Annotated in this window: 26 protein-coding genes; 9 read left to right on the top strand and 17 right to left on the bottom strand. The window is 67.8% G+C overall.

The window, feature by feature from the left end; genetic code table 11:
* The first annotated feature begins 28 nt into the window (after positions 1 to 28).
* Positions 29 to 799 (top strand): crotonase/enoyl-CoA hydratase family protein, encoded by a 771-nt coding sequence (locus EYW49_RS18145; protein WP_131311045.1) that lies wholly within the window; start codon positions 29 to 31, stop codon positions 797 to 799.
* Between the two features lie 9 nt (positions 800 to 808).
* Here EYW49_RS18145 and EYW49_RS18150 read toward each other — a convergent pair whose 3' ends face one another.
* Both EYW49_RS18150 and EYW49_RS18155 read right to left on the bottom strand, forming a co-directional pair.
* Positions 809 to 1,420, bottom strand: coding sequence for a hypothetical protein (locus EYW49_RS18150; RefSeq protein ID WP_131311046.1), 612 nt, complete (start codon positions 1,418 to 1,420; stop codon positions 809 to 811).
* 11 nt (positions 1,421 to 1,431) lie between these two features.
* Positions 1,432 to 1,617, bottom strand: coding sequence for a hypothetical protein (locus tag EYW49_RS18155; protein ID WP_131311047.1), 186 nt, complete (start codon positions 1,615 to 1,617; stop codon positions 1,432 to 1,434).
* A gap of 126 nt (positions 1,618 to 1,743) precedes the next feature.
* Here EYW49_RS18155 and EYW49_RS18160 point away from each other — a divergent pair, with 126 nt between their 5' ends.
* Positions 1,744 to 2,625 (top strand): SDR family oxidoreductase, encoded by an 882-nt coding sequence (locus EYW49_RS18160; RefSeq protein WP_131311048.1) that lies wholly within the window; start codon positions 1,744 to 1,746, stop codon positions 2,623 to 2,625.
* Between the two features lie 4 nt (positions 2,626 to 2,629).
* Here the strand turns inward: EYW49_RS18160 and EYW49_RS18165 are convergent, their stop codons facing one another.
* Positions 2,630 to 3,577 (bottom strand): DnaJ C-terminal domain-containing protein, encoded by a 948-nt coding sequence (locus tag EYW49_RS18165; RefSeq protein WP_131311049.1) that lies wholly within the window; start codon positions 3,575 to 3,577, stop codon positions 2,630 to 2,632.
* A gap of 155 nt (positions 3,578 to 3,732) precedes the next feature.
* Positions 3,733 to 4,245 carry an RT0821/Lpp0805 family surface protein gene (locus EYW49_RS18170; RefSeq protein ID WP_131311050.1) on the bottom strand — a complete coding sequence of 171 codons (513 nt, stop codon included), beginning with the start codon at positions 4,243 to 4,245 and terminating at the stop codon, positions 3,733 to 3,735.
* A 19-nt stretch (positions 4,246 to 4,264) separates the two neighbouring features.
* Between EYW49_RS18170 and pdxH the strand changes: the two genes are divergently transcribed.
* Positions 4,265 to 4,906: a pyridoxamine 5'-phosphate oxidase gene (gene pdxH, locus EYW49_RS18175; protein WP_131311051.1), complete on the top strand. Its 642-nt coding sequence runs from the start codon at positions 4,265 to 4,267 to the stop codon at positions 4,904 to 4,906.
* Between the two features lie 12 nt (positions 4,907 to 4,918).
* On the opposite strand, the gene EYW49_RS18180 is transcribed toward pdxH, so the two are convergent.
* From EYW49_RS18180 to EYW49_RS18185, 3 genes are all read right to left on the bottom strand, one after another.
* Positions 4,919 to 5,887 carry a magnesium transporter CorA family protein gene (locus EYW49_RS18180; RefSeq protein WP_131311052.1) on the bottom strand — a complete coding sequence of 323 codons (969 nt, stop codon included), beginning with the start codon at positions 5,885 to 5,887 and terminating at the stop codon, positions 4,919 to 4,921.
* A gap of 199 nt (positions 5,888 to 6,086) precedes the next feature.
* Positions 6,087 to 6,260, bottom strand: coding sequence for a hypothetical protein (locus EYW49_RS23080; RefSeq protein ID WP_165498324.1), 174 nt, complete (start codon positions 6,258 to 6,260; stop codon positions 6,087 to 6,089).
* A 269-nt stretch (positions 6,261 to 6,529) separates the two neighbouring features.
* Positions 6,530 to 7,423 (bottom strand): metallophosphoesterase, encoded by an 894-nt coding sequence (locus EYW49_RS18185; RefSeq protein WP_131311053.1) that lies wholly within the window; start codon positions 7,421 to 7,423, stop codon positions 6,530 to 6,532.
* A 192-nt stretch (positions 7,424 to 7,615) separates the two neighbouring features.
* Between EYW49_RS18185 and EYW49_RS18190 the strand changes: the two genes are divergently transcribed.
* On the top strand, positions 7,616 to 9,226 hold the full coding sequence (locus tag EYW49_RS18190) for a long-chain-fatty-acid--CoA ligase (protein ID WP_131311054.1): 1,611 nt from the start codon (positions 7,616 to 7,618) through the stop codon (positions 9,224 to 9,226).
* Entirely contained in the window at positions 9,223 to 9,552 is a 330-nt protein-coding gene (locus EYW49_RS18195) for a hypothetical protein (RefSeq protein ID WP_131311055.1), read from the top strand. The genes EYW49_RS18190 and EYW49_RS18195 overlap by 4 nt, the downstream gene beginning before the upstream one ends.
* Before the next feature lie 39 nt (positions 9,553 to 9,591).
* On the opposite strand, the gene EYW49_RS18200 is transcribed toward EYW49_RS18195, so the two are convergent.
* Both EYW49_RS18200 and EYW49_RS18205 read right to left on the bottom strand, forming a co-directional pair.
* Complete coding sequence (locus EYW49_RS18200; RefSeq protein ID WP_131311056.1) at positions 9,592 to 10,287, bottom strand: hypothetical protein; 696 nt, start codon at positions 10,285 to 10,287, stop codon at positions 9,592 to 9,594.
* Positions 10,284 to 11,927 carry an RNA-directed DNA polymerase gene (locus tag EYW49_RS18205; RefSeq protein WP_131311057.1) on the bottom strand — a complete coding sequence of 548 codons (1,644 nt, stop codon included), beginning with the start codon at positions 11,925 to 11,927 and terminating at the stop codon, positions 10,284 to 10,286. The genes EYW49_RS18200 and EYW49_RS18205 overlap by 4 nt, the downstream gene beginning before the upstream one ends.
* 335 nt (positions 11,928 to 12,262) lie before the next feature.
* Between EYW49_RS18205 and EYW49_RS18210 the strand changes: the two genes are divergently transcribed.
* On the top strand, positions 12,263 to 13,594 hold the full coding sequence (locus tag EYW49_RS18210) for a solute carrier family 23 protein (protein ID WP_131311058.1): 1,332 nt from the start codon (positions 12,263 to 12,265) through the stop codon (positions 13,592 to 13,594).
* 48 nt (positions 13,595 to 13,642) lie between these two features.
* On the opposite strand, the gene EYW49_RS18215 is transcribed toward EYW49_RS18210, so the two are convergent.
* Positions 13,643 to 13,927 (bottom strand): DUF3297 family protein, encoded by a 285-nt coding sequence (locus EYW49_RS18215; RefSeq protein WP_228259673.1) that lies wholly within the window; start codon positions 13,925 to 13,927, stop codon positions 13,643 to 13,645.
* A 272-nt stretch (positions 13,928 to 14,199) separates the two neighbouring features.
* Here EYW49_RS18215 and EYW49_RS18220 point away from each other — a divergent pair, with 272 nt between their 5' ends.
* The gene (locus tag EYW49_RS18220; RefSeq protein ID WP_165498325.1) at positions 14,200 to 14,979 is read left to right on the top strand and encodes a DUF1499 domain-containing protein; all 780 of its coding nucleotides are present in this window, start codon (positions 14,200 to 14,202) and stop codon (positions 14,977 to 14,979) included.
* 22 nt (positions 14,980 to 15,001) lie between these two features.
* On the opposite strand, the gene EYW49_RS18225 is transcribed toward EYW49_RS18220, so the two are convergent.
* The 6 genes from EYW49_RS18225 to EYW49_RS18250 form a co-directional block, all read right to left on the bottom strand.
* Entirely contained in the window at positions 15,002 to 15,913 is a 912-nt protein-coding gene (locus EYW49_RS18225; protein WP_131311061.1) for an MBL fold metallo-hydrolase, read from the bottom strand.
* Positions 15,914 to 15,922: 9 nt separating this feature from the next.
* On the bottom strand, positions 15,923 to 16,753 hold the full coding sequence (locus EYW49_RS18230; protein ID WP_131311062.1) for a sulfite exporter TauE/SafE family protein: 831 nt from the start codon (positions 16,751 to 16,753) through the stop codon (positions 15,923 to 15,925).
* A gap of 57 nt (positions 16,754 to 16,810) precedes the next feature.
* A complete protein-coding gene (locus EYW49_RS18235; RefSeq protein ID WP_131311063.1) occupies positions 16,811 to 18,067 on the bottom strand; it encodes an MFS transporter in 1,257 nt (418 codons plus the stop codon).
* Positions 18,068 to 18,192: 125 nt separating this feature from the next.
* Positions 18,193 to 19,617, bottom strand: a complete 1,425-nt coding sequence (locus EYW49_RS18240) for a lipopolysaccharide biosynthesis protein (protein ID WP_131311064.1) — start codon at positions 19,615 to 19,617, stop codon at positions 18,193 to 18,195.
* 69 nt (positions 19,618 to 19,686) lie between these two features.
* The gene (locus tag EYW49_RS18245) at positions 19,687 to 20,691 is read right to left on the bottom strand and encodes a glycosyltransferase family 2 protein (RefSeq protein ID WP_131311065.1); all 1,005 of its coding nucleotides are present in this window, start codon (positions 20,689 to 20,691) and stop codon (positions 19,687 to 19,689) included.
* Positions 20,692 to 20,695: 4 nt separating this feature from the next.
* Positions 20,696 to 22,105, bottom strand: a complete 1,410-nt coding sequence (locus EYW49_RS18250) for a VpsF family polysaccharide biosynthesis protein (protein ID WP_131311066.1) — start codon at positions 22,103 to 22,105, stop codon at positions 20,696 to 20,698.
* Positions 22,106 to 22,697: 592 nt separating this feature from the next.
* Here EYW49_RS18250 and EYW49_RS18255 point away from each other — a divergent pair.
* On the top strand, positions 22,698 to 23,495 hold the full coding sequence (locus tag EYW49_RS18255) for a WecB/TagA/CpsF family glycosyltransferase (RefSeq protein ID WP_131311067.1): 798 nt from the start codon (positions 22,698 to 22,700) through the stop codon (positions 23,493 to 23,495).
* A 20-nt stretch (positions 23,496 to 23,515) separates the two neighbouring features.
* On the opposite strand, the gene EYW49_RS18260 is transcribed toward EYW49_RS18255, so the two are convergent.
* Complete coding sequence (locus EYW49_RS18260; RefSeq protein ID WP_165498326.1) at positions 23,516 to 24,610, bottom strand: glycosyltransferase; 1,095 nt, start codon at positions 24,608 to 24,610, stop codon at positions 23,516 to 23,518.
* A gap of 417 nt (positions 24,611 to 25,027) precedes the next feature.
* On the opposite strand from EYW49_RS18260, the gene EYW49_RS18265 reads away from it, so the two are divergent.
* A partial coding sequence (locus EYW49_RS18265) for a GumC family protein (RefSeq protein WP_165498327.1) occupies positions 25,028 to 26,704 on the top strand: 1,677 nt, incomplete at its 3' end.

The following is a 26,704-nucleotide window of genomic DNA, read 5'->3' on the forward strand; positions in this document are numbered from 1 at the left end:
CCCCCGACGCCGACCCCGGAGACCTTCGATGACCCAAGACCGTCCCCTCGTCGGCGTCACGCGCCGCGGCGCCGTCGCCGAGATCCGCATCGATCGGCCGGAGAAGAAGAACGCTCTGACCGCGCCGATGTATGCGGCGATCACCGCAGCGCTGATCGCCGGCGAGGCCGATCCGGCCGTCGCCGTGCATCTCCTCTGCGGCTCGCCCGGGGCCTTCTCCGCCGGCAACGACGTCGAGGAGTTCCTCGGCTTCGCCCGCGAGGGCCGCCTCGGCGACGAGGTCGTCGCCTTCCTGGTGGCGCTGGCGAGCCTCGACAAGCCGCTGGTCTGCGCCGTCGACGGCCTCGCCGTCGGGGTCGGCACCACGCTCCTGTTCCACGCCGATCTGGTCTATGCCTCGGATCGCTCGGTGTTCCGCACGCCCTTCCTCGATCTCGGCCTGGTGCCCGAAGCCGCCTCCAGCCTGCTGGCGCCGCGGCTGATGGGCCATGCGGCGGCCTTCGAACTGCTGTGCCTCGGTGCGCCCTTCGATGCCCGCCGGGCGCTGGCGGTCGGGCTCGTCAACCGCATCGTCGCCGCCGACGACCTCGAACAGTTCGCCCGCGAGGCCGCCGACGCGCTCGCCGCCAAGCCGGCCGCGGCCTTGGCCGCCGCTCGCCGCCTGCTGCGCAGCGGATCGGTCACCACCCGCGCCGAGGTGCTCGCCCGCATCGATCTGGAAGCCGAGGAGTTCCGTCGCCGCCTGACCTCCGCCGAGGCCCAGGCGGCCTTCGCCGCCTTCATGGCCCGGCGGCGCTGACGCCGCCGCTCAGCCGACCAGACGGAAATAGAGATCTTCGAGGTGATGGCCGTAGTCGCGGTCCTCGGGGCGGCCGTCGCCGCGCCGGTGCAGGATGTAGGGCCGATAGGTGCGGTAGATCCGCTTGACGTCGATCGAGATCGCCCGGGCGATGGTGTCCTCGTCGCAGCGGGCGGTGTCGAGACAGCGGGTGAACTCGTCGAAGGAGCCGATCAGCAGGTCGATCTTGTCGCCGAGCCGATGCTCGCGCACGAAGGCGACCAGCGAGGCGTCGCGTTCGGCGATCAGGCCGTCGCGCACACCGTCGTCGCCCTCCGCCTGGATCCGTCGCTGCAGATCGTCGATCTGGTCCCACCACGGTTTCATGTCGTCGGCGAGCTGGACATAGGCGACATGGGCGGGCGTGTCGACGAAACGGTCGACCAGATCCAGCGCCGTGCCGATGCGAGCGATGTCGGCGCTGCGCGGCAGCACCACGAAATGCTGCCAGGCCCCCCAGGCCCAGCCGCCGAGTGCCACCACCACCACCGCGGCGATCCGCAGCACCCGGCCCGTGTCGAGCCGCGGCGCCGGCGGGGCGTCGGCATCGTCGAAGCTTCGGTCGTCGTCACGTACCGCCACCAGGGTCTCCCTCATCGCGCCGGACGCGGTTTGGCGCAGCACGGACCGCCGCAGCACACGTCCTTCCACGGCGGCCGTTCGACCGGATGGGGCCGCGGCTGCGCGGCGAGCTGCGACAGCGTCGTCGAAACGATCAACAACACCGCCGCGAGGATCGCAACACATGGCAGAAGGAAGCGCAAGCGCTTGGTGATCATGGCTTTCCTGCTCCTGCTCGACGAACGGCGGAGAGTCTCGCCGCTTGACGGAAACTGGCAGTTCGTGAACGTATACGTAAACTACCTGTCTTCGATTGTCCCACGATCAGGATGAACGGCACCCGAATGGCCACACTCAACGGACGCACCCTCTTCATCACCGGCGCCAGCCGCGGCATCGGCCTCGCCATCGCGCTGCGCGCCGCCCGCGACGGCGCCCGCATCGCCATCGCCGCCAAGACCGATACGCCCCATCTGCACCTGCCCGGCACCATCCACGAGGCCGCTGCGGCGATCCGCGCCGCCGGTGGCGAGGCGCTGCCGCTGGTCGTCGACGTCCGCGACGAAGAGTCGGTGGTGCGCGCGCTGGAGACCACCGTGGCGACCTTCGGCGGCCTCGACGCGGTCGTCAACAACGCCTCGGCGATCCGCCTCTCCGACAGCCGCACCACCGAGATGAAGCATTTCGACCTGATGATGGGGGTCAACACCCGCGGCACCTTCATGGTCACCAAACATGCGGTGCGCTTCCTCGAGACGTCCGACAATCCGCACGTGCTGATGCTGTCGCCGCCGCTCGATCTGAAGGAGAAGTGGTTCGCCCCGCACACCGCCTATTCGATCGCCAAATACGGCATGAGCCTTTGCGTCCTCGGGCTCGCCGGCGAATTGCGCGCCGCCGGCATCGCCGTCAACGCCCTGTGGCCGCGCACCACCATCGCCACCTCGGCGATCCGCTTCGTGGTCGGCGAGACCCTGATCCGCCACAGCCGCACGCCCGAGATCATGGCCGACGCCGCTCACGCGGTGTTGACCCAACCCGCGCGCGACTTCACCGGCAACTTCCTGATCGACGACACCTTCCTGGCGTCGCTCGGCGAGACCGACTTCGACCGCTACCGGGTCGATCCGACCCGGGCGCTGGCCCCGGATTTCTTCGTTCCCGAAGACAGCGTACCGCCGGTCGATCTCGGCCCGGTGCCGGGCGCCGTGGCGCCGACGCCCTGAGGCCTCAGCGGGCGCGGCGGGCGCGCAGGAAGGCCTCGAGTTCGGCGTCGCCGCCTTCCGAGAGCACGATGCGCGGCTTGGCGTAGAGATCGCCGCGGCCGCCGGTCTTGTTGGGCAGGCCCTTGCCCTTCAGCCGCAGGGCCCGCGCGCAGGTGGTGCCGGCCGGCAGGGTCAGTTCGACCACGCCGTCGAGGGTGGTCACCCGCACCCGGCCGCCCAGCGCCGCCTCGTCGAGGCTCACCGGCACGTCGACCTCGAGATCGTGGCCGTCGACCTGGAACTGCGGATGGCGGCGGAACACCACGGTGACCAGCGCGTCGCCCGGCGTCGCGCCGGGCTGGCCCTGACCCTTGAGGCGGATCTGCTGGCGATCGACCACGCCCTCGGGCAGTTGCACGTCGAGCGACCGCCCCGAGGGCAGTTCGACCCGCACCTTGGCGTGGGACGCCACCTCTTCGAGGCTGACCGGCACCTGCACTTCGACGTCGTCGCCGCGCCCGCGCGTCTTGGCGCCCGCCGCTCCGGCGCCGGGGCCGGCGGCACCCGCGCCCATGCCTGGGCCGCGCCCGAACCCGGCGCGCCCGCCGCCGAAGGCCTGGCCGAGGATGTCGGTGAGAAAATCGTCGAAGGGCGGTTCGGCACCATGACCGCCGCGCGGACCGCCGCGTCCGCCGCCGAACGGTCCGCCGCCGCGGAAGTCGAAGCCGCCGGGACCGGCCGAGAACTTCGGCTTGCCCTCGGCGTCGATCTCGCCGCGGTCGAACTGGGCCCGCTTGCCCCCGTCGCCGAGGATCTCATAGGCCGAGTTCAGCTCCGCGAAGGCCTCCTTGGCCTTGGGATCGTTCCGATTCTGATCGGGATGGTGCTTCTTGGCCAACCGGCGGAAGGCCTTCTTGATCTCGTCGGCGCTCGCCGACCGGCCGACGCCGAGGACGTCGTAGGGATCGCGCATCGTCAACTCCTCGTGGGCCATGACCATGGCCGCGCGGCCGGCGACCGGGGGCGAAGAACCCGATCGGCGACCGTCGAAATTTCGTCACCCCCACATGTGGGACGGTTCGCCGGCGAAAACCAGAGGAATGTCGCTCAGCTCCCGTCGCGGCGCGTTCACCCGGCCGGTGTCGCGTCGGCGGGATCGAAGCGCACCAGGTCCCAGGGGCCGACGTAGCCCTGACAGGCGCGCCCGGAATAGAGCCGCACGCCGCCGATCGTCGCCACCGTCGCCTGGAAGTCGCGGCAGGCGGCGCCGTTGCGCGCCCGCCCGGCGACCAGGCCGGAGATCGTCCCGGAATTGCCGGTGGCCGGATTGTGCCAGGCCAGGGGGGCGGTCGGGGAGGGCGCGGTCGCCGAGCGCTCGACGGTGCGGCGGATCACCTCGCCGTCGCTGTCGGCCGCGGGGTTGGCCGGCTTCGGCTTGGGGATCGCTCCGGTGATGTCTTCGGCCGGCGGCGCGGCCGGCGGGGTCGAGGTCCAGGCCGACAACGGCATCATCACGCCGCAGCCGCCGAGGCCCGAGGCGAGGAGGACGACGCCGAGCGTCGACGCAAGGCGCCCTTGCGCCGGTCGCGGCTGGCGCGACGGGCCGTGCGGCCTGTAGGATGGCGTACCGAGACCGGCCAAGGGGACACTCCAAAACACGATGACCGACCGACCCACAGACGATCCGCGATCTGCGTTAACGTTGGGTGACTTTTCTGCGGCGGAAGAACCGGTTCGCCTGTTCGCCACCTGGCTGAAAGACGCCGAAGCCAAGGAGATCAACGATCCCAACGGCATGGCCCTGGCGACCGTCGATGCCGAGGGCTTCCCCGACGTTCGTATGGTGCTGCTCAAGGGCTTCGACGCCGCGGGCTTCGTGTTCTACACGAACTACGAGAGCAAGAAGGGCGCCGAGCTGCTGGCCACCCGCAAGGCGGCGCTGCTGTTCCATTGGAAGTCGCTGCGCCGGCAGGTGCGGGTGCGCGGTCCGGTCGAACTCGTCACCGAAGCCGAGGCCGACGCCTATTTCGCCACGCGCTCGCGCACCAGCCGCATCGGCGCCTGGGCCTCGCGCCAGTCGCGGCCGCTGGAGAGCCGCTTCGCGCTGGAGAAGGCGGTCGCCGAATACGGCCTGAAGTTCGGCTTCGGCGAAGTGCCGCGCCCGCCCCACTGGTCGGGCTTCCGGGTGGTGCCGCGCGCCATCGAGTTCTGGCACGACGGCGCCTTCCGCCTCCACGACCGCATCGAATTCACCCGGGCCGCCCCCGATGCGCCCTGGGACAAGGTCCGGCTCTACCCGTGACCGGCGTTGCGGTCACAGCCAGCGCCGCCACTTGAACACCGTGAAGGTGGTCGCCACCGAGGCGACCATCAGGCCGAGGGCCATCGGATAGCCCCAGGTCCAGTCGAGCTCCGGCATGGCGTGGAAATTCATGCCGTAGATCGAGGCGATCAGGGTCGGCGGCATGAACACCACGGCGAGGATCGAGAAGATCTTGACGATGGTGTTCTGCTCGAGCGCCACCAGACCGAGGGTCGCCGACAGCAGGAAGTTGACCTTCGAGTCGAGCGACTTGGCGTGATCGGCGAGCGAGCGTGCGTCGTGGCCGAGGGTGGCGAGCCGGGCGAGCCCGTCGCGATCGAGGCGATCGTTGCCGTTGGCTTCGCCGAGGAAGTGGAACAGCCGCGCCAGCGAGACGATCGAATCCTCGTAGCGAGCGACCGCACCGCCGAGCCGACCGATGTTGGTCAGGGCCGTCTCCAGGTCTTTCTCGCGCTGGCCGCGCGGCCGAAACACCGCGGTCGACAAATGGTCGATGTCGGCGGCGATCCGCTCGAGCCCGTCGGCGACCCGGTCGATGATCGTCTCGAGCAGCCCGATCAGGATCGATCGCCCGTCGACCAGTTCGGCCCCCGGCCGTTCGGCCCGCGCCCGGAAGATCTCGAAGGAGCGCGGCCGGTCGTAGCGCACCGTCGCCAGCCGGTCGCCGAGCAGAATGAAGGTCACCGGCGTCGACCGCGGCGTCTCGGTTTCCGACTGGACCGGGATCAGGGCGGTCATGAACAGCGCCCCGTCCTCGACGTAGAGCCGGCTCGACGCCTCGATCTCCTGCATTTCGTCGCGGGTCGGGATCGACACCCCGAGCATCGCCTCGGCCTGACGATCTTCCTCGGGCGTCGGCTCGAGCAGGTCGAACCACACCGCGCGGCAGTCCGGCGGTGGCGTCGCCGCCAGCATCGAGGTCACCAGATGGGCGTCGCTGAGGCCGTAGATGGTGAGCATGGCGGATCCGGTGGCCGGTCGGGGCGTCGCACCGAAGGGGACGGCCCTGTCGCCCCTCGGTCGACTTGGATAGCCTGCCCGCCGGCCGCGGTCCACCGCCGTGGCGAGCGGCAGGCCGCGAATCGACGACGCCGCGAATCGGCCGATTCGCGGCGCCTTCTTCAATCATCGGTTCGCGGCAGGTCCGACCGTGTCGAACTCAGTTCCACTGTTCCGTCGGCGCCTTGACCTTCGGCCCCTTGGCGGCGGCACAGGCGGCCGACAGGGCGGAGATGCCGATCGACTTGTACTGGCAGTCGAGCATATCGGCGGGTTGGGCCTGCGGATGGGCTTCCTGGGTGAACTGCTTGGGAGTGCTCTTCTCGTTGGACATCGTCGACCTCGAACCGGAAACTTGCTCCCGGCGGGATCCGTCCCGGCCCGTCCGGCCGAGGCTCCCGCGGGAGTGAGGCGTCGTCTCGGCGCCTCGCGTGCGACTTTGGGGCGGTGAATGTGGCGGGTCCGTGTCCGGCCGTGGCGGTGACCGGACGACCGTTCGGATCACCTTCGATCCCCTCGTCGCTCGATCTCGGAGTCTGCGGCCGAAGTATTAAAAAAGAAATGCGGACTATTACAGTCGACAGGCAGTATCGCCATGCGAATTCATGCGGTCGCGGCACTTCTGATATGCACCAGATTGATCTCCGGCGGTACCAGGAAGCGCATCGGCAGAAACGATACGCCGAGCCCCGACGACACCAGCAGGTGGCGTCCGCCGACCTCGTAGTGACCGCGAATCCACCGCTGTGACGAGCCGGTCCGCAATGCGATCAGGCCGCGCACCCCGGGAATGCCGACCTGGCCGCCGTGGGTGTGGCCGCTCACCGTCAGTGCCACCCGCTCCGGCACTTCGGCGAAGAGGTCGGGCTCGTGCGCCATGTGCAGGACCGGCAGATCGTCGGAGATCCGCGCCAGCGTCGCCGACAAATCGTCGCGCCCGACGAAGCCGTGGGCGCCGAGCCGCCCGGCCAGCGTGCTCTCGGTGCCGGTGATCCAGAACCGATGGCCGTGGGCGTCGATCCGCGTCGCCTGGTTCAAGAGCACGTCGATCCCGACCTCGCGCAGCGCCCGGACCACCGGATCGGGTCCGCCGCGCCACCAGTAGTCGTGATTGCCGAGGATCGCATGGACCCCGAGCGGCGCCGTGAGCTTGGCCAGCACCGCCGCCCATTCCCGCGGCGGCGTCACCCGATGGGCGAAATGCACGCCGCTCATGTAGTCGCCGAGCAGCAGGATCACGTCGGCCTGAAGCGCATTGGTCGCCACGACGATCTCCTCGATCCGTGAGATCGGCATCCACGGCTCGACCGCGTGGAGATCGGCGATCATCGCCACCTTCAGCGGCTTGGCGTGCGCCGGCCAGCCGGGCAGGGCGAGATCGTTGCGGGTCACCGTGAGGCGCATCCGCGGCTCGACCGCCACGGCATAGCCGCCGAAGGTCACGCAGCCTGCGGTCCCGGCGAGGAGCGTGGTGAGCAGGCGGCGGCGGGTGATCATCGGCGGGCGGATCCTCGGGGAAATTACGCAGTGCACAAAGCCGGACGATCGCGGCGAAATCCGGGCGGCAGCGGGGACGCCCCGCTCTCGCTCTCCGCCGAACGGCGCTCTCGACAGACGCCCGGCGACGCGCTTCGATGCGTCTCCAATACGTCAAGGCGATGCCCATAAGGGCACGAGCGGGAGGACGCGATGCGCGGAACGATGCAGGACTGGCCGTTGCTGTGCCCGAAGATACTCGATCACGCCGCCCGGCTCCATCCGCACCGCACCATTCTGTCGCGGTCGGTGGAGGGGCCGCTCCACACCACGACCTGGGCGGAGGTCCATTCCCGCGCCCGCCGGGTCGCCAAGCGCCTCGCCCGCGATCGTATCGGCTTCGGCGACCGGGTCGCGACGCTGGCCTGGAACACCTGGCGCCACCTCGAGGTGTGGTACGGCCTGCTCGGCCTCGGGGCGATCTATCACACCGTCAATCCGCGCCTGTTCCACGAGCAGATCGCCTGGATCATCAATGACGCCGAAGACCGCCTGCTGTTCGTCGATCTGACCTTCCTGCCGATCGTCGAGATCCTCGCCGACAAGCTGCCGACCATCGAGCGGATCGTCGTGCTGACCGACGGCGCCCACCTGCCCGAGACCCGGCTGACCAACGTCGTCGCCTACGAGGACTGGCTGGCCGAGGCCGACGACGACTTCGCCTGGGCGACCTTCGACGAGACCACCGCCGCCGGCCTCTGCTACACCTCCGGCACCACCGGCCACCCCAAGGGCGTGCTCTATTCCCACCGCTCCAACGTCCTCCACGCCTGGCAGGCGGCGACCGTCGACATGTTCGGCTGTTCCTCGCGCGACGTGGTGATGCCGGTGGTGCCGATGTTCCACGCCAATTGCTGGTCGCTGGCCTTCACCGCGCCGCTGGTCGGCGCCGCCCTGGTGATGCCGGGGGCCAAGCTCGACGGCGCCTCGATCCACGAGATGCTGGAGGTCGGCCGGGTCACCCTGACCGCCGCGGTGCCGACCGTCTGGCTGATGCTGCTGCGCCACATGGAGGCCAAGGGGTTGGGCCTGTCGCACCTGAAGCGCGTGGTGATCGGCGGCGCCGCCTGCCCGCGGGCGATCACCGAAGCCTTCGAGACCACCTACGACGTCCGCGTGGCGCACGCCTGGGGCATGACCGAGACCAGCCCGCTCGGTACCGTCTGCGGCCCGAAGCCCGAGACCGCCGATCTCGATCTCGCCGGCCGCCTCGATCTGCAGATCAAGCAGGGCGTGCCGCCGTTCGGCGTCGAGATGAAGATCACCGACGACGAGGGCCGCGAGCGCCCGCGCGACGGCCGCGCCTTCGGCCGCCTCAAGGTGCGCGGGCCGGCGGTGACCGGCGCCTATTTCAAGGGCGCGGGCGCCGAATGTTTCGACGCCGACGGCTTCTTCGACACCGGCGACGTCGCGACCATCGACGCCAACGGCTACATGCAGATCACCGACCGCGCCAAGGACGTGGTCAAGTCGGGCGGCGAATGGATCTCGACCATCGATCTGGAGAATCTGGCGATCGCCCACCCGGACGTCCAGGAGGCCGCGGTGATCGGCGTGCCCCATCCCAAATGGGACGAGCGGCCGTTGCTGATCGTCGTGGTGAAGGACGGCCGCAGCCCGACCAAGGACGACATCCTCGGCTTCTTCGAAGGCAAGATCGCCAAATGGTGGATGCCCGACGACGTCGTCTTCGTCGACGAGATCCCCCACACCGCGACCGGCAAGATCCAGAAGACGGTGCTGCGCGAGCGCTACGCCAAGTGAGCCGCGCGCCCGCCGGGCGCTTCGACGGCCGTGCCTTCGGCTGGGGCGGTCAGGGCGGCGGCGCGCCGGCGCCGAAGCCCGAGGCGACCGGCGCCGGCGCCGGCCGCAGGCCGATCCGTTCGTCCCAGGCGCGGTTGGCGGTGCAAGGACGCACCGCGGCGATCGAGCGCGGCGGCAATGTCGCGGCGATTGCGAAGGTCGACTGTTCCGACGGCGAGACAGAGACCTTCGACGGGTGCATGGGCACCACCGACGCCGAATTCCGCCGGCGCAGCCGCCAGGGTTTCGAGGGCGCGCTGGAGACGGACTGCGGGCGGATCAGTTGAAAAGCGGCGTTCGATGCGCCCGCAGCTTATAGAAGTTGGTCACCGAGAAATGTCGCCGCTTGAAATTGCATGAACAATAAAATCATACAGATTCTGAATTGATACGCCTGATATTTCATAAGATACCGCATCAACGGAAGCTTCGAAATAAAGTCCTCTTCGGGGATTTATGATCCCAATATTCGTAATATCAAATTGTTTAGATTGATTATTTAGAGCGCAATATGTAATTAGTTGTCTGACATCCATACTTCTGAATGGGCGATCTACCGTTTTAATTTCATATAGGCAGCCGCCGATCACGATATCGCCTTCTGAAGTATCTATATATCCGCAGCCCGCAAAGACCGGCCTAGTGATTATTCTTTTCTTCTTTGAAATAAAAAACGAATGGAGAATCCTTTCCATGTGAGATGTTTGAGAATCTTCCTCAGGCGTAATACTATGATCCAGTGTCAGAGGGTCCTGCAATAGTGGGCGCATTCGTCTTCTGGCGTCCGCTAAAGCAATATTTTCAATTTTATCTGCTTGAATATCCGAAAGTTTGGCGCAAACGCGAGCAAAAGCAAGCTCTGCAACGAGTGCTGCCCGTATAGGAACCATCGGTTTATCGAGCGGTGGAGACCAGCGCTCTGCATATTCCAAATTAATACGGCGAACATAGTGTTCTGATGTCGGAGTGTAGTTCGACCAAAACGCATTGTGGCGTGAAGAGAAACTAGAGGCGTCGATCAAAGTGGCAACCCCTTTTTATCTTTATTGGTGCGTTCGCCGGCCCAGCTGAGAATGAACTTCTCAAATGGGTTTAGTTCCTTCTTAATACTTTCGCGCCAATGCCTGCCTTCGTCCTTTAGCGAATATGATGCTAAGAGAAATGCGCGTTTTTCCGGTGCACTCAGTTGTCGATAGTGATTTCTAAGGTCCGATATCCAGTACCAATCATCCCAGAGAGCCATAATAAGTATTATATCGCGACGTACGATTTCCAAAGTTCTGCTTTCAAAAATATCCCTTAGTAGTTGCTGGACCTCCTCGGTATGAGAGTGCTGTAAAACTCTCAGTGCAAAACATAAGTGGACATCAATCCGAAAGACATGAGAGTCCGATTTTATAATATCAACAATTTTCCTAGAAACCTCCATTTTTGTTTCCGCCCCAAGATCATCATAAATCTTGTCAATCATTATAAGGGCAGACGAAAATATAGGATAAAGTATATCACAGTTATCTAATATAGACAGCACCGCATCATCTTTTGTTTTTCCGTCTAGATATCGAACCGCAGAAATAATCTTTCTTGAAAGAGCGACATGTACTCGTGACTTTGTTAGTTCTTCTTTTAGCAACCCTAGTATATCAAATTGTCTAATTTCCTTCTTTAACTTGTCGTAATCTTCATCTGCAGTCGGAGAGTAAGGATCAAAGCGCAATGAAAAGCTCATGAGAAGTCTTGTTCTTGCATGCAAATCGGCGGCACGCTTCCCTTCGTCTTCGGCGTGTTCTTCAATATCCTGCGTCGCAACTGGACTTGTTGCCCGGAATTCGGCTGAGGTCATTATTCGGGTCTTCGATTTTTGAAGCGACAATCCTTGATTTTCAAATAGTTTTTCAGAAAGAAATATGGTATATCGGTATGCTTCTTCTCGTGTCTTTGCAAAAATATGAAAATCGTCAGCGAACCGCGTGAATTCAATCTTTGCGCCGCGAAGTAGCCTGTCAATTTGATTGATTGTTAACTCTGAAAGTATCCTGGCCGCCGGCCCACCGATCGGCAGCCCAAATGATCTGGTATTCGAAAAATTTGATAAGAAATCCATTATTCGCTTAGGGTATTCTGTATCACCAGCAATTTGCTGTAGGGCATTCTCAAGCCTATGATGGCCAAGTCTCGGGTAAAATTCGCTGATATCGCAGGCCACAACGTATTCATATTCTTCAGATTTTCTAATTGATGCGGACATGAATGCATGCCAGCTATAATCGCGATCGAAAAGATCTCCAGTTTCTTTATCTAGCTTAATCCTATACGAAAATATAACATTTTCAGCCGATGGAATGCGCGCGGCTTCTATCTTATCTGATATTGCAATAACACAACTCAATAGATAGGCATTCCAAATTGGATCTAATTGAGTAGCCCATCGGAACCCATAGTAGGAGACGGGTGTCAAGGCGTTGATGTTTGACGGCGGAAACCGGACAAGGTAGTCGGTAAAATTTTGATCATATTCACAAATTAAATTAGTAAGATCTTCTTTCTTATCAAAAAAAGGATAGTTTTCAAAGGGAAGCGGGAATATATCAGTATCCCCGTGCCTTGTTATGTTTTCAATCGCGATTTTTGCCGCACGCGCGAATTGATCCCTTGTAACCATTTCGTAGGGTCTTTCATTGTTCAGAGAAAATACGAAATTTGTAAAATAGTAGCGATTATCTGAAAGCTAAAATTATTGCAGGACTGGTGTTCCAATAATTCTATCTCATTTTATTGCGTATGAAAGATCGCACAAAGCCGCCAGAGAATTGAGTGGGCCGATTGTGTATCAGTTGTGACACAAGTCAACATCGCTTTCCACCGCCCCATCCCCCCTCCGGCGACCACGTGCCGCACCCTTCTCCCTTCCCTTTCGCCCCTCGAAAGCGTTGGTGGCCGGCGCGCGAGCGGGCCGCCGGGAGCCCGAGTCTTTCCGAGACGAACGAAGAGGACGCCATGGCCGACACCGAATCCGCACGCTGGTTTCCGACCTGGACACCCACCACCGCCGATCGTGTCGCCCCCGAAGAGCGCCTGCCCTGGCCGCAGACCCTGATCGCCGGCTTCCAACACGTCGTCGCGATGTTCGGCTCGACCGTGCTGGCCCCGATCATCATGGGCTTCGATCCCAACGTCTCGGTGCTGTTCTCCGGCCTCGGCACGCTGATCTTCTTCCTCGTCGTCGGCGGCCGCGTGCCCTCCTACCTCGGCTCGAGCTTCTCCTTCATCGCCGTGGTCATCGCCGCCACCGCCTATTCCGGCGCCGGCCCCAATCCCAACATCGCCACCGCGCTCGGCGGCATCGTCGCCGCCGGCGTGCTCTATCTGGCAATCGGCCTCGTGGTAGTCCGCGCCGGCCATCGCTGGATCGAGACCCTGATGCCCCCGGTGGTCACCGGCGGCATCGTCGCGGCGATCGGCCTCAATCTCGCGCCGATCGCCGTCAAGGGCATCTCGGCCTCCGACTTCGACCGGGTGATCGGCCTCGTCACCATCGTCTCGGTCGGCGTCGCCGCGGTCTATGCGCCGGGCGTCCTGCGCCGCATTCCGGTGCTGATCGGCGGCTTCGTCGGTTATGTCGCCTACGCCGTCGGTGCCGGCGTCTTCGGACAGGCCAAGGCGATCGACTTCTCGGGGCTCGCCGCCGCCCCCTGGCTCGGCGCGCCGCAGTTCACCACCCCGGTGTTCTCGGGCTCCGCCATCGCCCTGATCGCGCCGGTGGCGATCATCCTGGTCGCCGAGAACCTCGGGCACATCAAGGCGATCGGCGCCATGACCGGCCGCAACCTCGACGGTTTCGTCGGCCGCGCCTTCGTCGGCGACGGTCTGGCGACCATCCTCTCCGGCTTCTGCGGCGGCACCGGCGTGACCACCTATGCCGAGAACATGGGGGTGATGGCGGTCACCAAGATCTATTCGACCCTGGTCTTCGTGGTCGCCGGGGTGATCGCCGTGCTGCTCGGCTTCTCGCCGAAGTTCGGCGCGGCGATCCTCACCATCCCCGGCCCGGTGATCGGCGGCCTGTCGGTGGTGATCTTCGGGCTGATCACCGCCACCGCCGGCCGCATCTGGGTCGAGCACAAGGTCGATTTTTCCGAGACCAAGAATTTGATCACCACCGCCGCGGCGGTGATCGCCGGCGCCGGCGATCTGACCCTGCGCTTCGGCGGCTTCACCCTCGGCGGCATCGGCACCGCCACCTTCGGGGCGATCCTGCTCTATGCCCTGCTCAACCGGCGCCCGGCGGAGCCGGTCGATCCGGCCGCCAAGATCTCGCCCTTGCCGTGAAGACGGGTCCCGCGCCGGCGGATCTTCGCCGGCGTCGGGCCCCTCGGCTCACTTGAACCACACCTCGACGTCGCCGGTCAGCTTGATCAGCAGCGGGCGGCCGCGGCGATCGGTGCCCTTGCCGACCGGCAGGCGCACCCAGCTCTCCGAGACGCAATATTCCTCGACGTTGAACTTCTCGACGCCCTTGAAGCGCACGCCGACGCCGCGCTGCAAGAAGTCGGCGTTGAAGTAGGGGCTCGACGGATCGGCGGCGAGCCGATCGGGCGGGGTCTCGACGGCGACGGCGGCGTCTGCGGGGGCCGCGTCGGCGGCGGTGTCTTCGGTCGGAATCGGCGTGTCGGTCATCGGTGCTCTCGATTGCGGGTCGGGGGAGGGGGCGTCCGGCTGCCCCGTGGGGCGACGGCGGACGGCACCCCGGTCCCCGCTCCCATAACGCCCTTCGCCGCCCCGGTCCAGCGATCGCCCGCCCGCCGGCGCGCTGCGCCGGTGCCGGGAACCCGCCGATGCGCCCGCGCCGCCGCTCGCCCACGCCGCCGCCGCGTGCTAGACGGAACGTCGGCCGCCGCCGCCGCCGTCCCGTCCCCGTGAGCCCGAGTCGCCCCATGATCTACCGACCGCCCGAGCGCCGTTCGCGCCTCGCCGACTGGAGTCGGACGCTCGGGGCCTTCGCCGTGCCGCTGCTGGTGATCGCCGTGATCGGCCATCGCTTCGGCCGCTTCGCCACCGATCCGGCGGTGGTGCTGGTCGCCTGCGCCTTCGCGCTGGCGGCGCTGGCGCTGCTCTGCGGCCTCGCCGCGCTGGCGGTGATCTGGCGCGACGGCCGTCCCGGCGCCGGTCACGCCGTGGTCGGCCTGATCTGGGCGGCCCTGGTGCTGACGCCGGCCGCCGCCCTGGTCTGGCAATGGGTCGCCCACCCACGCCTCGTCGACCTGTCCACCGACGCCCTCGATCCGCCGTTGTTCCACGCCGCCGCCTTCGAGCGCGCCGGCCGCGCCAATACGGTGCGCCCGCCCGATTCGGAGGAGCGCGCGCGGCTGCGTGCCCTCGTCCCCGACGTCGTGTCGCGGCGCTATTCGATCGGCTCGGATCTGCTGTTCTCGGTGGTCCGCCGGCAGGTCGAGGCCGAGGGCTGGACCGTCGCCGAGCTCCAGGCGCCGCGCGGCGACGGTGACCGCGGTCGCATCGAGGCGGTGGCGCGCAGTCTGATCTTCGGCTTCCGCGACGACGTCGTGCTGCGCGTCCTGCCCGAGCCCTCGGGCGCCCGCATCGACCTGCGCAGCTCGACGCGCTGGGGAATCCACGACCTCGGCCGCGGCGCCCGCCGCATCCGCGCCTTCCTGGAAGATCTCGACAAGGCGGTGGTCGACACCTACGGCCGCTGAAGCCCCGTCGCGCCGTGCGGTCTCACGCCAGCCGAAAGCGGGTGGAGAGGCTCAGCGGCCCGTCGCCGACGATCCGGCCGCGCTCGACCAGATCCTCGACATGGGCGAGCAGCGACAGCGCCGCCGCGCCGTGCAGCGACCCGTCGACGTCGACATAGATCGCCGCGACCAGCTCCGGCACCGTGCCCGGCCCGGCCTCGAGCTGGGCGATCAGCGCCGCCTCGCGCCGCCGGCGATGGCCGGCCAGCGCCGCGAGATAGGCCGCGCTGGTCGCCTCGCACAGGCCCGGCCCATGAGCCGGCAACAGCCGCCGTTCGGGCCGGGCGGCGAGCTTGGCGAGCGAGGCCATGTAGGCGGCCATCGAGCCGTCGGGCGGCGCGACGATCGACGTCGACCACGCCATGACGTGATCGCCGGTGAAGATCGTCGCGGTCTCGGCGAGGGCGAAACACAGATGGTCGGCGGTGTGGCCGGGCGTGGCGATCGCCTCCAGCGTCCAGCCGTCGCCGGAAATCCGCGCGCCGTCGGAAAGGATCACATCGGGCCGCAGGCCGGCGTCGCGGGCGGCGTCGAGCCGTTCCCCGGCGCCCCCGTCCGGGACGACCCGCGCCGGCCCGGCCAGTACCGGTGCGCCGGTCGCCGCCGCCAATGCCGCTGCCGCGCCGGTGTGGTCGCGGTGGCCGTGGGTGATCAGGATCGCCGACACCCGCGCCGACCCGATCGCCGAAAGCAGCGCTTCGACGTGGGACCCATCGTCGGGGCCCGGATCGATCACCGCGACTTCGTCCCGGCCGATCAGGAAGCTGTTGGTGCCGTGGAAGGTGAAGGGACCGGGATTGCGCGCGGTCACCCGCCGGACATGGTCGCCGATCGCCACCGCCTCACCGTGGCGGGGTTCGAACCGGCGATCGAAGCGGGGAGGGGCGTCGTCCATGGGCGTACCTCACAGGACCGAGACGAGGAACCGCAGCCCCATCGCCGCCAGGAACACCGCGAAGGAGATCTCCAGCCGGCGTTTCGACAGGCGATGGGCGAGGCGGGCGCCGATCGGCGCGCAATAGATGCTGGTCGGCATGATCAGCGCTGCGCCGAGCAGACTGACGAAACCGATCGACAGGGGCGGCAACAGCGCCGCCTGCGCCCCGCCCGCCCACATGTAACCGATCGCGCCGGGAATCGAAATCAGCACCCCGAGCCCGGAGGCGGTGGCCACCGACTGATGGATCGGCCGATTGCAGAAGCTCATGATCAGATTGACGATCGAGCCGCCGCCGATGCCCATCAGCGCCGACAGGAGTCCGGTGACGAGCCCCATCACCGTGCGCCACGGCTCGCCCGGCACGTCGTCGGCGAGTTTCCACGACACGCGGCCGAAGCCGAGCTTGATCGCCGTCACCCAGGCGACGAACACGAACACCAGCTTGAACACCGCCGGTGGCGCGAAGGAGGCGATCCAGGTGCCGAGCAGGACCCCGACCACCGTCGGGATCGCCCAGGAGCGCAGCAGCGCCCGGTCGACCCGCCCCTGCTCGAGATGGGCCATGAAGGAGCGCACCGAAGTCGGCACGATCACCGCGAGCGAGGTGCCGACCGCCAGCTGCATCTGCACCTCGCTCGGCACGCCGATCACCGCGAACAGCTGGTAGAGCACCGGCACCATCACCGCGCCGCCGCCGACCCCGAACAGCCCGGCGAGCAGCCCCGAGGCGACCCCCGCCAGGAGCAGCACCGCGGCGAGACCCGCCAGTTGCGAGACGTCGAATGCGCCGGTCATGTTTCCCCCTCGCGCCGGCCGGGCTCTCGGTGGCCCGCTCTCGCGCCCGTCAGTCCGTCAGTCGGTCAATCGATCCCGGCTCAAGAGCCCCGGAAACAGTTTCGCCCAGGTCGCCGCCACCGCGAGCGTGCCGAGGCCGCCGATCACCACCGAGCCGACCACCCCGACTAGTGCGGCGAGCGCCCCGGATTCGAACTGGCCGAGCTCGTTGGAGGCGCCGACGAACACCGCGTTGACCGCCGAGACCCGGCCGCGCATCTCGTCCGGCGTGTCGTGCTGGACCAGCGTCTGGCGCACCACCACCGACACCATGTCGGCGGCACCGAGCAGTACCAGGAAGCCGAGCGACAGCGGCAGCGAGGTCGACAGGCCGAAACCGACGGTCACCGCGCCGAACAGCGCCACCGCCGCGAACATCTTGTAGCCGGCGCGTCCGCCCAGCGGTCGATGGGCCAGCACCAGCCCCATCGTCGCGGCGCCGAGCGCCGGTGCCGAGCGCAGCAGGCCGAGACCCCACGGGCCGGTCAGCAGGATGTCGCGGGCATAGATCGGCAGCAGCGCCGTGGCGCCGCCGAGCAGCACCGCGAACAGATCGAGCGAGATCGCCCCGAGCAGGCTCGGGCGCGAACGGATGAAGCGGATGCCGGCGAACAGGCTGTCGAGCGTCGGTTTCTCGCGTCGCGCGGTGCTCGGGCGCGGTTCGATCCCGGTGACCGCCAGGGCCGCCACGCCGAAGCCGGTCAGCGCCGTGGCGAACACCACCGCCGGCCCGACCGCATAGAGCAGGCCGCCGATCGCCGGACCGGCGATCACCGAGACCTGCCAGGTCGACGACGCCAGCGCCAGCGTCGAGGCGAACAGCCGGCGCGGCACCAGGCTCGGCAAGAGCGCCTGCAGCCCGGGCATGGCGAAGGCCCGCGCCGCACCGATCACCATCGCGAAACCGTAGATCGGCCAGGGACTGCGCCCCTCGAGCAGCACCGTCACCAGGAGCCCGGTCGCGGCCAGCGCCATCGCGCCATAGGCCGAGGCGATCACCAGACGTCGGTCGAAGCGATCGACCACTTCGCCGGCCGGCAGTGCCAGGACCACCGCCGGCACGAACACTGCGAGGCCGATCAGGCCGAGCGACCACGCCGATCCGGTGATCGAATAGACGTACCAGCCGACGCCGACGTCGTGGATCTGCATGGCGATGCCGAAGGAGAAGCGGGCGGCGAGGAAGCGGCGCACCGCGGCGATCGCCAGCAGGTCCGACGTCGGTCGGGATGTCGCGGCTTGAAGCGGCGCCTCGTCCTCGACCTCGTCCGCCATCGATCGTCGCCACCCCGCATCGGCGGGCCCCGCGGAGCCCCGGAAGGCGGCTTCTAGCATCACAGCGGCGGCTTGTCTCGCGCGCTCGCGCGCAGCTCCTCGGCGTCCACCGCCGCCCGCGAGTGTCAGCGTCGCGGCAGGAATTCGGCCACCGCCGACGGGCGGATCACCAGCGCCGCCGCGCCATAGACGACGATGCCGACCACGACGCCGACCCCCAGTTGAACGAGAACGCCGGTGCCGGCGGTCAGCGGCCTGACCGCCCATACCGCGGCGCTCATCACCGCCGTCGCCGCGACGATCCGGCCGAGATCGCCCCAGGGGATCGGGAAGGGCATCAGCCGTCGGGTGACCACGAAGGTGGTGGCGAACAGGAAGGCGAACTGGATCAAATAGGCCAGCGCGCAGCCCCAGATGCCCCAGCGCGGCACCAGCAGCATCAGGGCGGCGAGCCCAACCAGGGCCGCCGGCAGCGAGATCGTGGCGTTGAGGCCGTTGCGTTTGACCATGTGGAAGATCTGGTCGAGGACGAAGGTCTTGAAGCCGGCGAACAGCGCCGTCGCCACCGCCAGGGGCAACACCACCACCGCCGCGTCGACATAGTCGTGCGCGAGCAGCAGCCCGGCCATCGGCTCGGCCACCAGCACCACCCCGGCCGCCGCCGGCAGGGTGATGAAGCCGACCCCCGAGATCAGTTCGGACAGCCGCCGCCCGGCGACCTCCGGGCCGCCGCGCTCGTAGTCCTCCATCAGCAGCGGAAACACCCGCACCCCGGCGAGGCTGAACAGGAAGTCCATCGGCTGTTTGGCGAGCATCACGCCGGCGGCGTAGAGCGCCACCGCGGCGGCGCCGTCGGAATGGTTCAGCCACAGCCGATCGGACGAGGCGAGCACCGAGGTGACGATCGCCGCCGGGACGATCGGCAGGCCGTAGCCGAGGAAACCGCGGAGCGGTTCGGCGGTGCCGACCCGTGCGGCGATGCCGCGCCACGACCGCCGCCAGCCCCACGCCCCCGCCGCGGTGGTGACCACCGCGAACACCAGGGTCTGGACGAAGAACGATCCCGACAGCCAGGTGACCGCGACGCCGAACACCAGCACCCCGAGCGCCTTGCCGACCTCCACCGCGACGATGCCGTTGCGGTCGCCCTGGACCGACAGGATCGTCGAGGGAAAGCGCAGGACCGCCGTCGCCACCATGTAGACGATCACCGCCACCGCGAATTCCACCGGCCGCTCGACCTGCATCGCGGCGGTCAGCCCCACCGCCACTGCCGCCGACAGCGCAAGCGTGGCGGCGTGGATCTTCAGACTGCGCAGCGATTCCGCGCCGATCGCCCCCGCTTGGCCCGAGGCGAACCGCGCCAGCGCGATCCGTACCCAGTTGCTGCAGATCGCGTCGACCGCTTCGCCGATCGTCGTCACCAGCACGTAGAGCCCGTATTCGTTGCGCGAGATCAGGCGCGTCAGCACCACCACGAGGAGCAGCGACACCAGTCGCGGCAGCACCACCGCGGGGGCGTAGCCGATGAGCGAACGAACGATCGACATGCTGTCTCCGGATTGGATCGCCGACGGCGACCGGGTCCGCGCCCCTCGGCGCCGGGGTGTCGCGGGGGTCTAGAAGCCGACGTCGTCGACGTAATGGTACCAGTGTTTGGCGATCAGCCGGCGCAGCGCCCGCGGCGCCACCGCGATCACCGTCAGCGCCACCATCGCGACGATCCGCCGGCGCGCGCCGATGGTGGCGAGGTGGCGGAAGTTGGCGAGCCCGGTCGCCAGGCCCGACCAGCGCGGCACTGCCGGGATGTCCCAGTCCGACGCCGGTATGCCGCGCAGCAGCAGGTACCAGGTGAGGTAATAGGGACCGATCAGATGGGCCGGCGGGGCGATCTCGACGCCATAGCTCCGCGCCACCCGGAACGCCGACTGCTGGGCGTGGTAGGCGTAATAGATGTCCTGGCGGATCGCCTTGAAGCTGCGCCGGCGCCCCGGTTGCGACATGTTGGCGGGATGGACGCGGTAGTCGCCGAGCACCTCGTCGACCGAGATCACCTGCTCGGTGACCGCCGCGGCGAAGCACAGCCAAGTGTCGAAGCCGGAATATTTCATGCCGTCCGACAGCGCGAACACCCGCCGGGCGAATTCGGTGGAAAACGCGTTGCCCGAGGTCGGCGGATAGGTCAGCGATCCGGTCTTCAGCACGTGATCGCGGGTGGCGCCGTGTTCGAAGGGATAGCGCGGCAGGGTCTCGCCGGCCCGCTCGACCGCACCGATCAGCTCGAGGCGGAACTGCAGGGCGTGGAGGTCGTCGCGCCACAGCGCGGCGATGCGCGCGCAGGTGGTCGGCCGCAGCCGGTCGTCGGCATCGAGGAAGATGACGATGTCGCCCCGCGCCTCGTCGAGCGCCCGGGCGGCGGCCGCGACGTGGCCGCGGTTCTCCTGGAAGATCGTCCGGATGCCGGCGCGGGCCTCGATCACCGCCCGCGACCCGTCGCGCGAGCCGTCGTCGACGACGATCACCTCGACCGCCGGATGGGTCTGGCCGAGCGCCGAGTCGATCGCTTCACCGACGTAGTCGGCATAGTTGTAGTTGGCGATCAGGATCGAGAACACCGGCGTCATGCGATCATCCTTGTCGGGGCGGCGGCGCCCCGGCGTCCGGTCGGCCGTCCGACGGTGGCGAACCGGCCACGGTCGTCCCCGTTTGACCCGATTCTGGCGCCCACGGCGAGGACAATCGCCGCCCTCCCGCACCGCGGCGCGGCATCAGCACCAGGACCATCACCACCAATTGGGCGAGGCTCAGCGACTTGGCGGCGATGCCGTTCGATCCCGACATCACCACCACGAAATAGAGCACCAGCCATCCCGTCCGCGGCCCGGTCGCCCGCATCAGCTCGTGCAGGAACAGCCCGAGCCCGGCGAGGAACACCAGGGTCACGGCGAGGCCGTAGAAGGCGACGAAGGCCACCTCGGTGCTCTCGACGCCGACGCGGATGCCGTATTCGCGCTGGGCCTGGGCGATCAGCCGATCGTCCGACCACAGCACGAACTGTTCGGGGGTGAGGTCGCCGAAAATCTTGAACATCGCCACGCGCGCCTGGGCGCTGCCGTGGTCGGAGGAGAAGCGCTCGAGGAAGCGGTCGGCACCGCCCATGTCGACGAACACCACCACGAACAACGCCGCCACCGTCGCCACCGCGATCGCCGCCGCCGCCGCGTCGAGGCGGAAGCGCCCGCCGAGCAGCACGCCGACGCCCCGCGTCGCGCCGATCGCCCCGAGGATCACCACCGCGAAGACCATCGCCACGCGCCCGCCGAAGGCCACCATCGCCACCGTCGCCAGCGCCATCAGACCGAGCCGCAGCACCACCGGCAGGCGCGGCGTCGCCCCGCAGGCCAGCGCCAACAGCCAGGTCCCGTCGAGAAAGGCGTTGACCAGCGGATGGCCGAAGATCGCCGAGGCGCGCCAGTCCTGCGCGAGGATGCGGCCGTCGGCGTCGAACATCGGCGTCAGCCGCCAGCTGGAGGCATATTCGACACAGCCGATCAGCGCATTGATCACGAACAGCAGGTGCAGGAACACCACCAGGCGCCCACGTTCGGCCTCGGTCATCGCCCCGACCACCGAGACCAACAGGATCGGCAGCAGGAATGTGTCGATCACCGGCGACACCGGCAGGCTCGACACCGTCACCACGTGGAAGAACAGGAGCACGGTGGCCAGGGCGAAGGCGGCGACGCCGGGGCGATCGATCGCCTCGCCGGCCATGAAGCGCACCACGCCGCCGCGCGAGGCGATCAGCGGCAGCATCGCCAGCGCGGTCGCCCAGGTGGCGGGATGGATCTTGAGGGCCTGCGAGCCGCCCGGCGCCATGTAGGGAACGCCCAGCGCGATCAGCAGCGCCGGCGACACCGTCATCAGGATCACGACGGCGACAAAGCCGAGGATCACCGCGCCGCGCCGCGCCGCCCGCCGCCCGGCGGTGGCCCGCGGCGGCGCGAGATACGACGGGTTCGCCTCGGCCGCGGTCATCGACCAGCCTCCCGCGCCGCGGCCGGCCGCCGGCCGTCCTCGGTGGTCGTGGGAGTGGTCGTCACCCGCCGTCCCGTCCCCATGCCGCTCCGTCTCCGATCGCCCGCGTGCGAGCACACGAGTCTCCAAATGCCCCGTGAGATCTGAAGAATTTACGCCGTTTCGAGGTATCCTGGCAAAACCGGTTAATGAAACGTGAAGGCGGCGACGATCGCCGGCGCGCGCGCCGAATTCGAATACGACGGCGGCCGTCACAAACTGCGATGACGCATCGCCACCTCGTTTGTAAATTTCCACGAAGTCTATAGGTCCACTGGGAAGGGAATGATAAATTAACCTTAAGAGGTGGTGAGGGAAATCTGTCGACTTTTGCCGGTTCGTCTTCGGTGATGATTCATGATGCCGATGACTTCGCCTTTAAAAATTGAAGGAAATCAGCTAGCATTAAGCCTAGTCGACGATGGTCATCGCGTCTACGATGATCCACTCCGTGTACCCGAGGTGAAACGTGTCCAGGCCCGTCGCGCAGACTTCGTCGAATCCCCCCCGCGATCCGGCTCCCACGGGTGCCGTTCGGATCGACTCCTGGGTCGTGAATGTTCCGAGCGAGAACTACCTGATCGATCACCTGATCGAAGATGCCGGCAACGGCCGCGGCGGTATGGTGTTCACCATCAACCTCGACCACTTCTCGCAGTTGCGGGTCGATCCCGATTTCCGTGCCGCCTACGAGTGCGCCGACTACGTCACCGCCGACGGCATGCCGGTGGTGCTGATGGCCCGCGCCGAGGGCGCGCACATCGACCGCGTCACCGGCGCCGATCTGGTCGTGCCGCTGTCGCGTGCCGCCGCCGATGCCGGCTTTCCGGTGTTCTTCTTCGGCACCAGCGACGCCGTTCTGGAACGCGCCATCGCCGAACTGCGTCGGAAGATCCCCAATCTGGTGGTCGCCGGCAGCGAGTCGCCGCCGATGGGCTTCGACCCGCACGGCGAGGCCGCCCGCGACGCCGCCCGCCGCATCGCCGCCTCGGGTGCGCGCTTCTGTTTCATCGCGCTCGGCGCCCCCAAGCAGGAGCTGTTCGCCCGCACCGCGGTCGCGACCGTCGAGGGCACGTTCTTCCTGGGGATCGGCGCCGCGCTCGACTTCATCGCCGGCACCCGCCGACGTGCCCCGCGCTTCCTCCAGTCGATGTGCCTCGAATGGTTCTGGCGCCTCGCCCAGGAGCCGCGCCGCCTGACGCCCCGCTACCTGCGCTCGTTCCGCTGGCTGCTCGGCTATCTGACGCGCGGTGTGCTCGGCCTGCCGAACCAGCCGCAGAACGGGTCGTCACGCGACGTGCGCATCGTGGTGCGCGAAGGCCGCGGCGTCTCGCCGACCCGTCTCGGCTGAACCGCCGCGCCAAACGCCGGTCACCCGCGCGCGGCGGCGAGCCGTCGCGCCGCGCGTTCGGCCCGCTCGGCGACCACCTCGTCGATCAGCGCACTCCAGCCGGCGATGCCGATCTCCGCGGAAAAGGCCTCGGCGCGCCGGATCCGTTCGGCCGGATCGCCGGGACGGTCGAGCGCCGTCTCGATCGCCGCCGCCATCGCCGCGACGTCGCCGATGCCGACCAGCTGACCGAAGCGCCCGCCGGCGAGAATCTCCGCCGGTCCGCCGCAGGTCGTCGAGACGATCGGCAGACCGTGCGCCAGCGCCTCGACCACCACCATGCCGAAGGCCTCGGTCCGCGACGGCACCACCACCAGCCGCGCCGCGCGATAATAGGCGGTGGGGTCCTCGTGCCAGCCGACGATCTCGACCCGACCGCCGAGCCCGAGTTCGCCGATCAGCGCCGTCAGTGCCGCGCGGTCCGGTCCGTCACCGAGCAGGGTGAGGTGCGCGTCGGGCCGGGCGACCCGCGCGAAGGCCCGCACCAGATCGTCCATGCCCTTCTCGCGGCTCAGCCGTCCGACCGCCAGGATCGCCGGCCGCCGCGTCGCGAGATCGCCGGCTCCGGCCGCCGCGCCGGCGAAGTCCATCTCGACCGGGTTGTAGATCCGCCGGGTCTTGGCCGGCGCTGCGCCCCAACGGCCGACCAACTCGTCCTTCAGCGCATCGGAGACCGCGACGATGCGGCTCGACAGGCGGTTGAGCACCGGCATGCCCCAATAGGCGGCGGCGGCGAGCTTGCCGGTCTTGTACTCTTCGAAGCCGTGGTAGGAGAGCACCAACGGCGTGCCGCTGCGCGCCAACAGCGCGGCGATCGCCAGTTTCGAGCAGGACCCGGAAGTCGCCGCCAGCGCGATCTGCGGTCGGCCGTGCCGCAGCAGGCGGGCGAGATGCAGGATCCCGGCGCCGAAATGCTCGCCGATCACCTCCACAGCGACATCCGCGTCGGTCGCCGCGAACCCGCGGCCGGCCCGATCGACCGCCAGAGTCACCCGGTCGCCGCGCGCCGCGAGCCCCCGGGCGATCGTCGCCCAGACCCGCTCGGCGCCGCCGTCACCGGGGGCCCGCGTGGTCATCAGGATTTCGAGCGGGCGTCTGTCTGACATCGATCGACCGAAGCGCATGAACCGAATGAGAGGATTACAATCCAAGAAAGCATCCCGACACTATATTGCCAGGATGAACGACAAGTCACCCGCCGAGTACCGGGCAGTGTCGCAGGGACTTCGCACCACCGGGGCAGGCCGGTCGGTGCGGGACGGCGGCGGCCGGCGGTGCGCGGGGCGACGCGGCGCCGGCGACGCCGCCGGGTGCACCTTCGGCGATTTGCGGCTATGATTTAAGCTTCGTTAAGCGCTTTCCCTGTCTTGTGTGGGAGAGTGCGGGTCGACCACGGCGGGGGGCCGGCGGACGGGCGAATCCGAGCGTCGCGGGGCGGAACCTCGCCCGGCGTCGGTTGCGGCCGGTCGTGGGCGAAGGAACGGCGGGAGCGCATGTCCGATCGAAGCGTCAGAGGGCATCCCACGAGATCGGCCGCCGGCCACGCCGACGACGACGGCGTCGATCTCGCCACCGTTCTGACCATCCTGCGCCGCCAGTGGTTCGTGATCCTGGCGATCCTCGCCCTGTTCCTCGGGGCCGCCGCCGCCTATGCCGTGCTGACCCCCAAGACTTGGCGCACCTCGACCCGCGTCCTGCTCGATCCGCGCGAGAAGCAGATCGTCGGCATCGATCTGTCGAAGGCGCCGAACTCCACCGAGCTCGGCTGGGTCGAAACCCGGCTCGAACTGGTCAAGGCCTTCGGCACCTTGGCGGTGGTGGTCGAACGCGAGGGCCTGCTCGACGACCCGGAGGTGACCGGCACCGCCCCCGCCGCGGATCTCGCCGCGACCGAAGATCCTCGCGTCGCCAACGCGGTGCGCAACCTCTCCGAGATGGTGGTGGTCGAGCGCCCCAAGGAGAACAATCTGATCGACATCACGGTGACCGCGCGCTCGCCCGAGAAGGCCGCCCGCCTCAGCCGGGCGGTCGCCCGCGCCTTCGTCGACGGTCTCGCCCAGTCCAAGGTCGATCAGATCCAACAGGCCAACGGCCTGCTCGCCCGGCAGGTCGACGCCATGCGCGCCAAGATGCTGGAGGCCGAGACCAAGGTCGAGGAATACAAGCGCGCCAACGGCATCGCCGTCACCCGCGGCAGTCTGGTCGACGAGGAGACGCTGCGCCAGTCCAACGAGAACCTCAACAACGCCCGCACCAAGACCCAGGAGGCCAAGGAGCGCTGGGAGCATCTGCGCCAGGTGCTGCGCAGCGGCGACCTGCAGACCCAGTCGCAGACCGACGGCGTCGGCTCGACGGTGTTGTCGCGGTTGAAGATCGACGCCGCCGCCGCCCAGCGCCGCCGCACCGAGGTCGAACAACAGTTCGGGCCCAAGCATCCGCGCGTCGCCGCCGCCATCTCCGACATCGAGCGCACCCGCGGGTTGATCCAGGAAGAGCTGAAGTCGCTGGTCGCCACCGCCGAGATCGACTACCAGATCGCCCGCGCCAATGAGGACAACGTGCGGCGCAACTTCGATCGCGCCCAGACCCGGCTGTCCGACACCGGGCAGGCCTCGGTGGCGCTGCAGGATCTGGTCAACGAGGCGGCTGCCCGGCGCGAGCTCTACAAGTCCTTCGTCAGCCGCATGGAGGAGACCAACCTCCAGAAGAACACCCAGGTCTCCGACGCGACCATCGTCTCGCCGGCCCAGGTACCGCTGCGCCCCTTCTCGCCGCGCGTGACCCTGGCGCTGGCCCTGGCGCTGGTCGCCGGCCTCGGCTGCGGCATCAGCGTCGCGCTCTACCGCGGTCGCGGGATGGTCGCCGCGGCCCATGCCGCCCACGCCCGTCCCCACGGACCACCGCCCGGCTATGCCCCGCTCGGCCCGCCCTATCAAGTACCGGTCGCCGCTCCGGCCGCGGTCGCCGAGCCGGTCCCGGCCGCTGCTCCGGTGGCCCCGGTCTCGACGCCTCCCGCCGCAACACCGCCCGGGGCGCCGCCGGCCGTCGCGGCCCCGATGCTCGCAGCGGCCGCGGTGACGCCCGCCCCGATCCCCGCGCCCCCCGCTGCGCCGCCGGCCGCCGTGGCCTCGGTGACGCCTGCGCCGATTTCCGCGCCGCCGGTGGCCGAT

The organism is Siculibacillus lacustris (assembly GCF_004328075.1).
GTDB classification, from domain to species: Bacteria; Pseudomonadota; Alphaproteobacteria; order Rhizobiales; family Ancalomicrobiaceae; genus Siculibacillus; species Siculibacillus lacustris.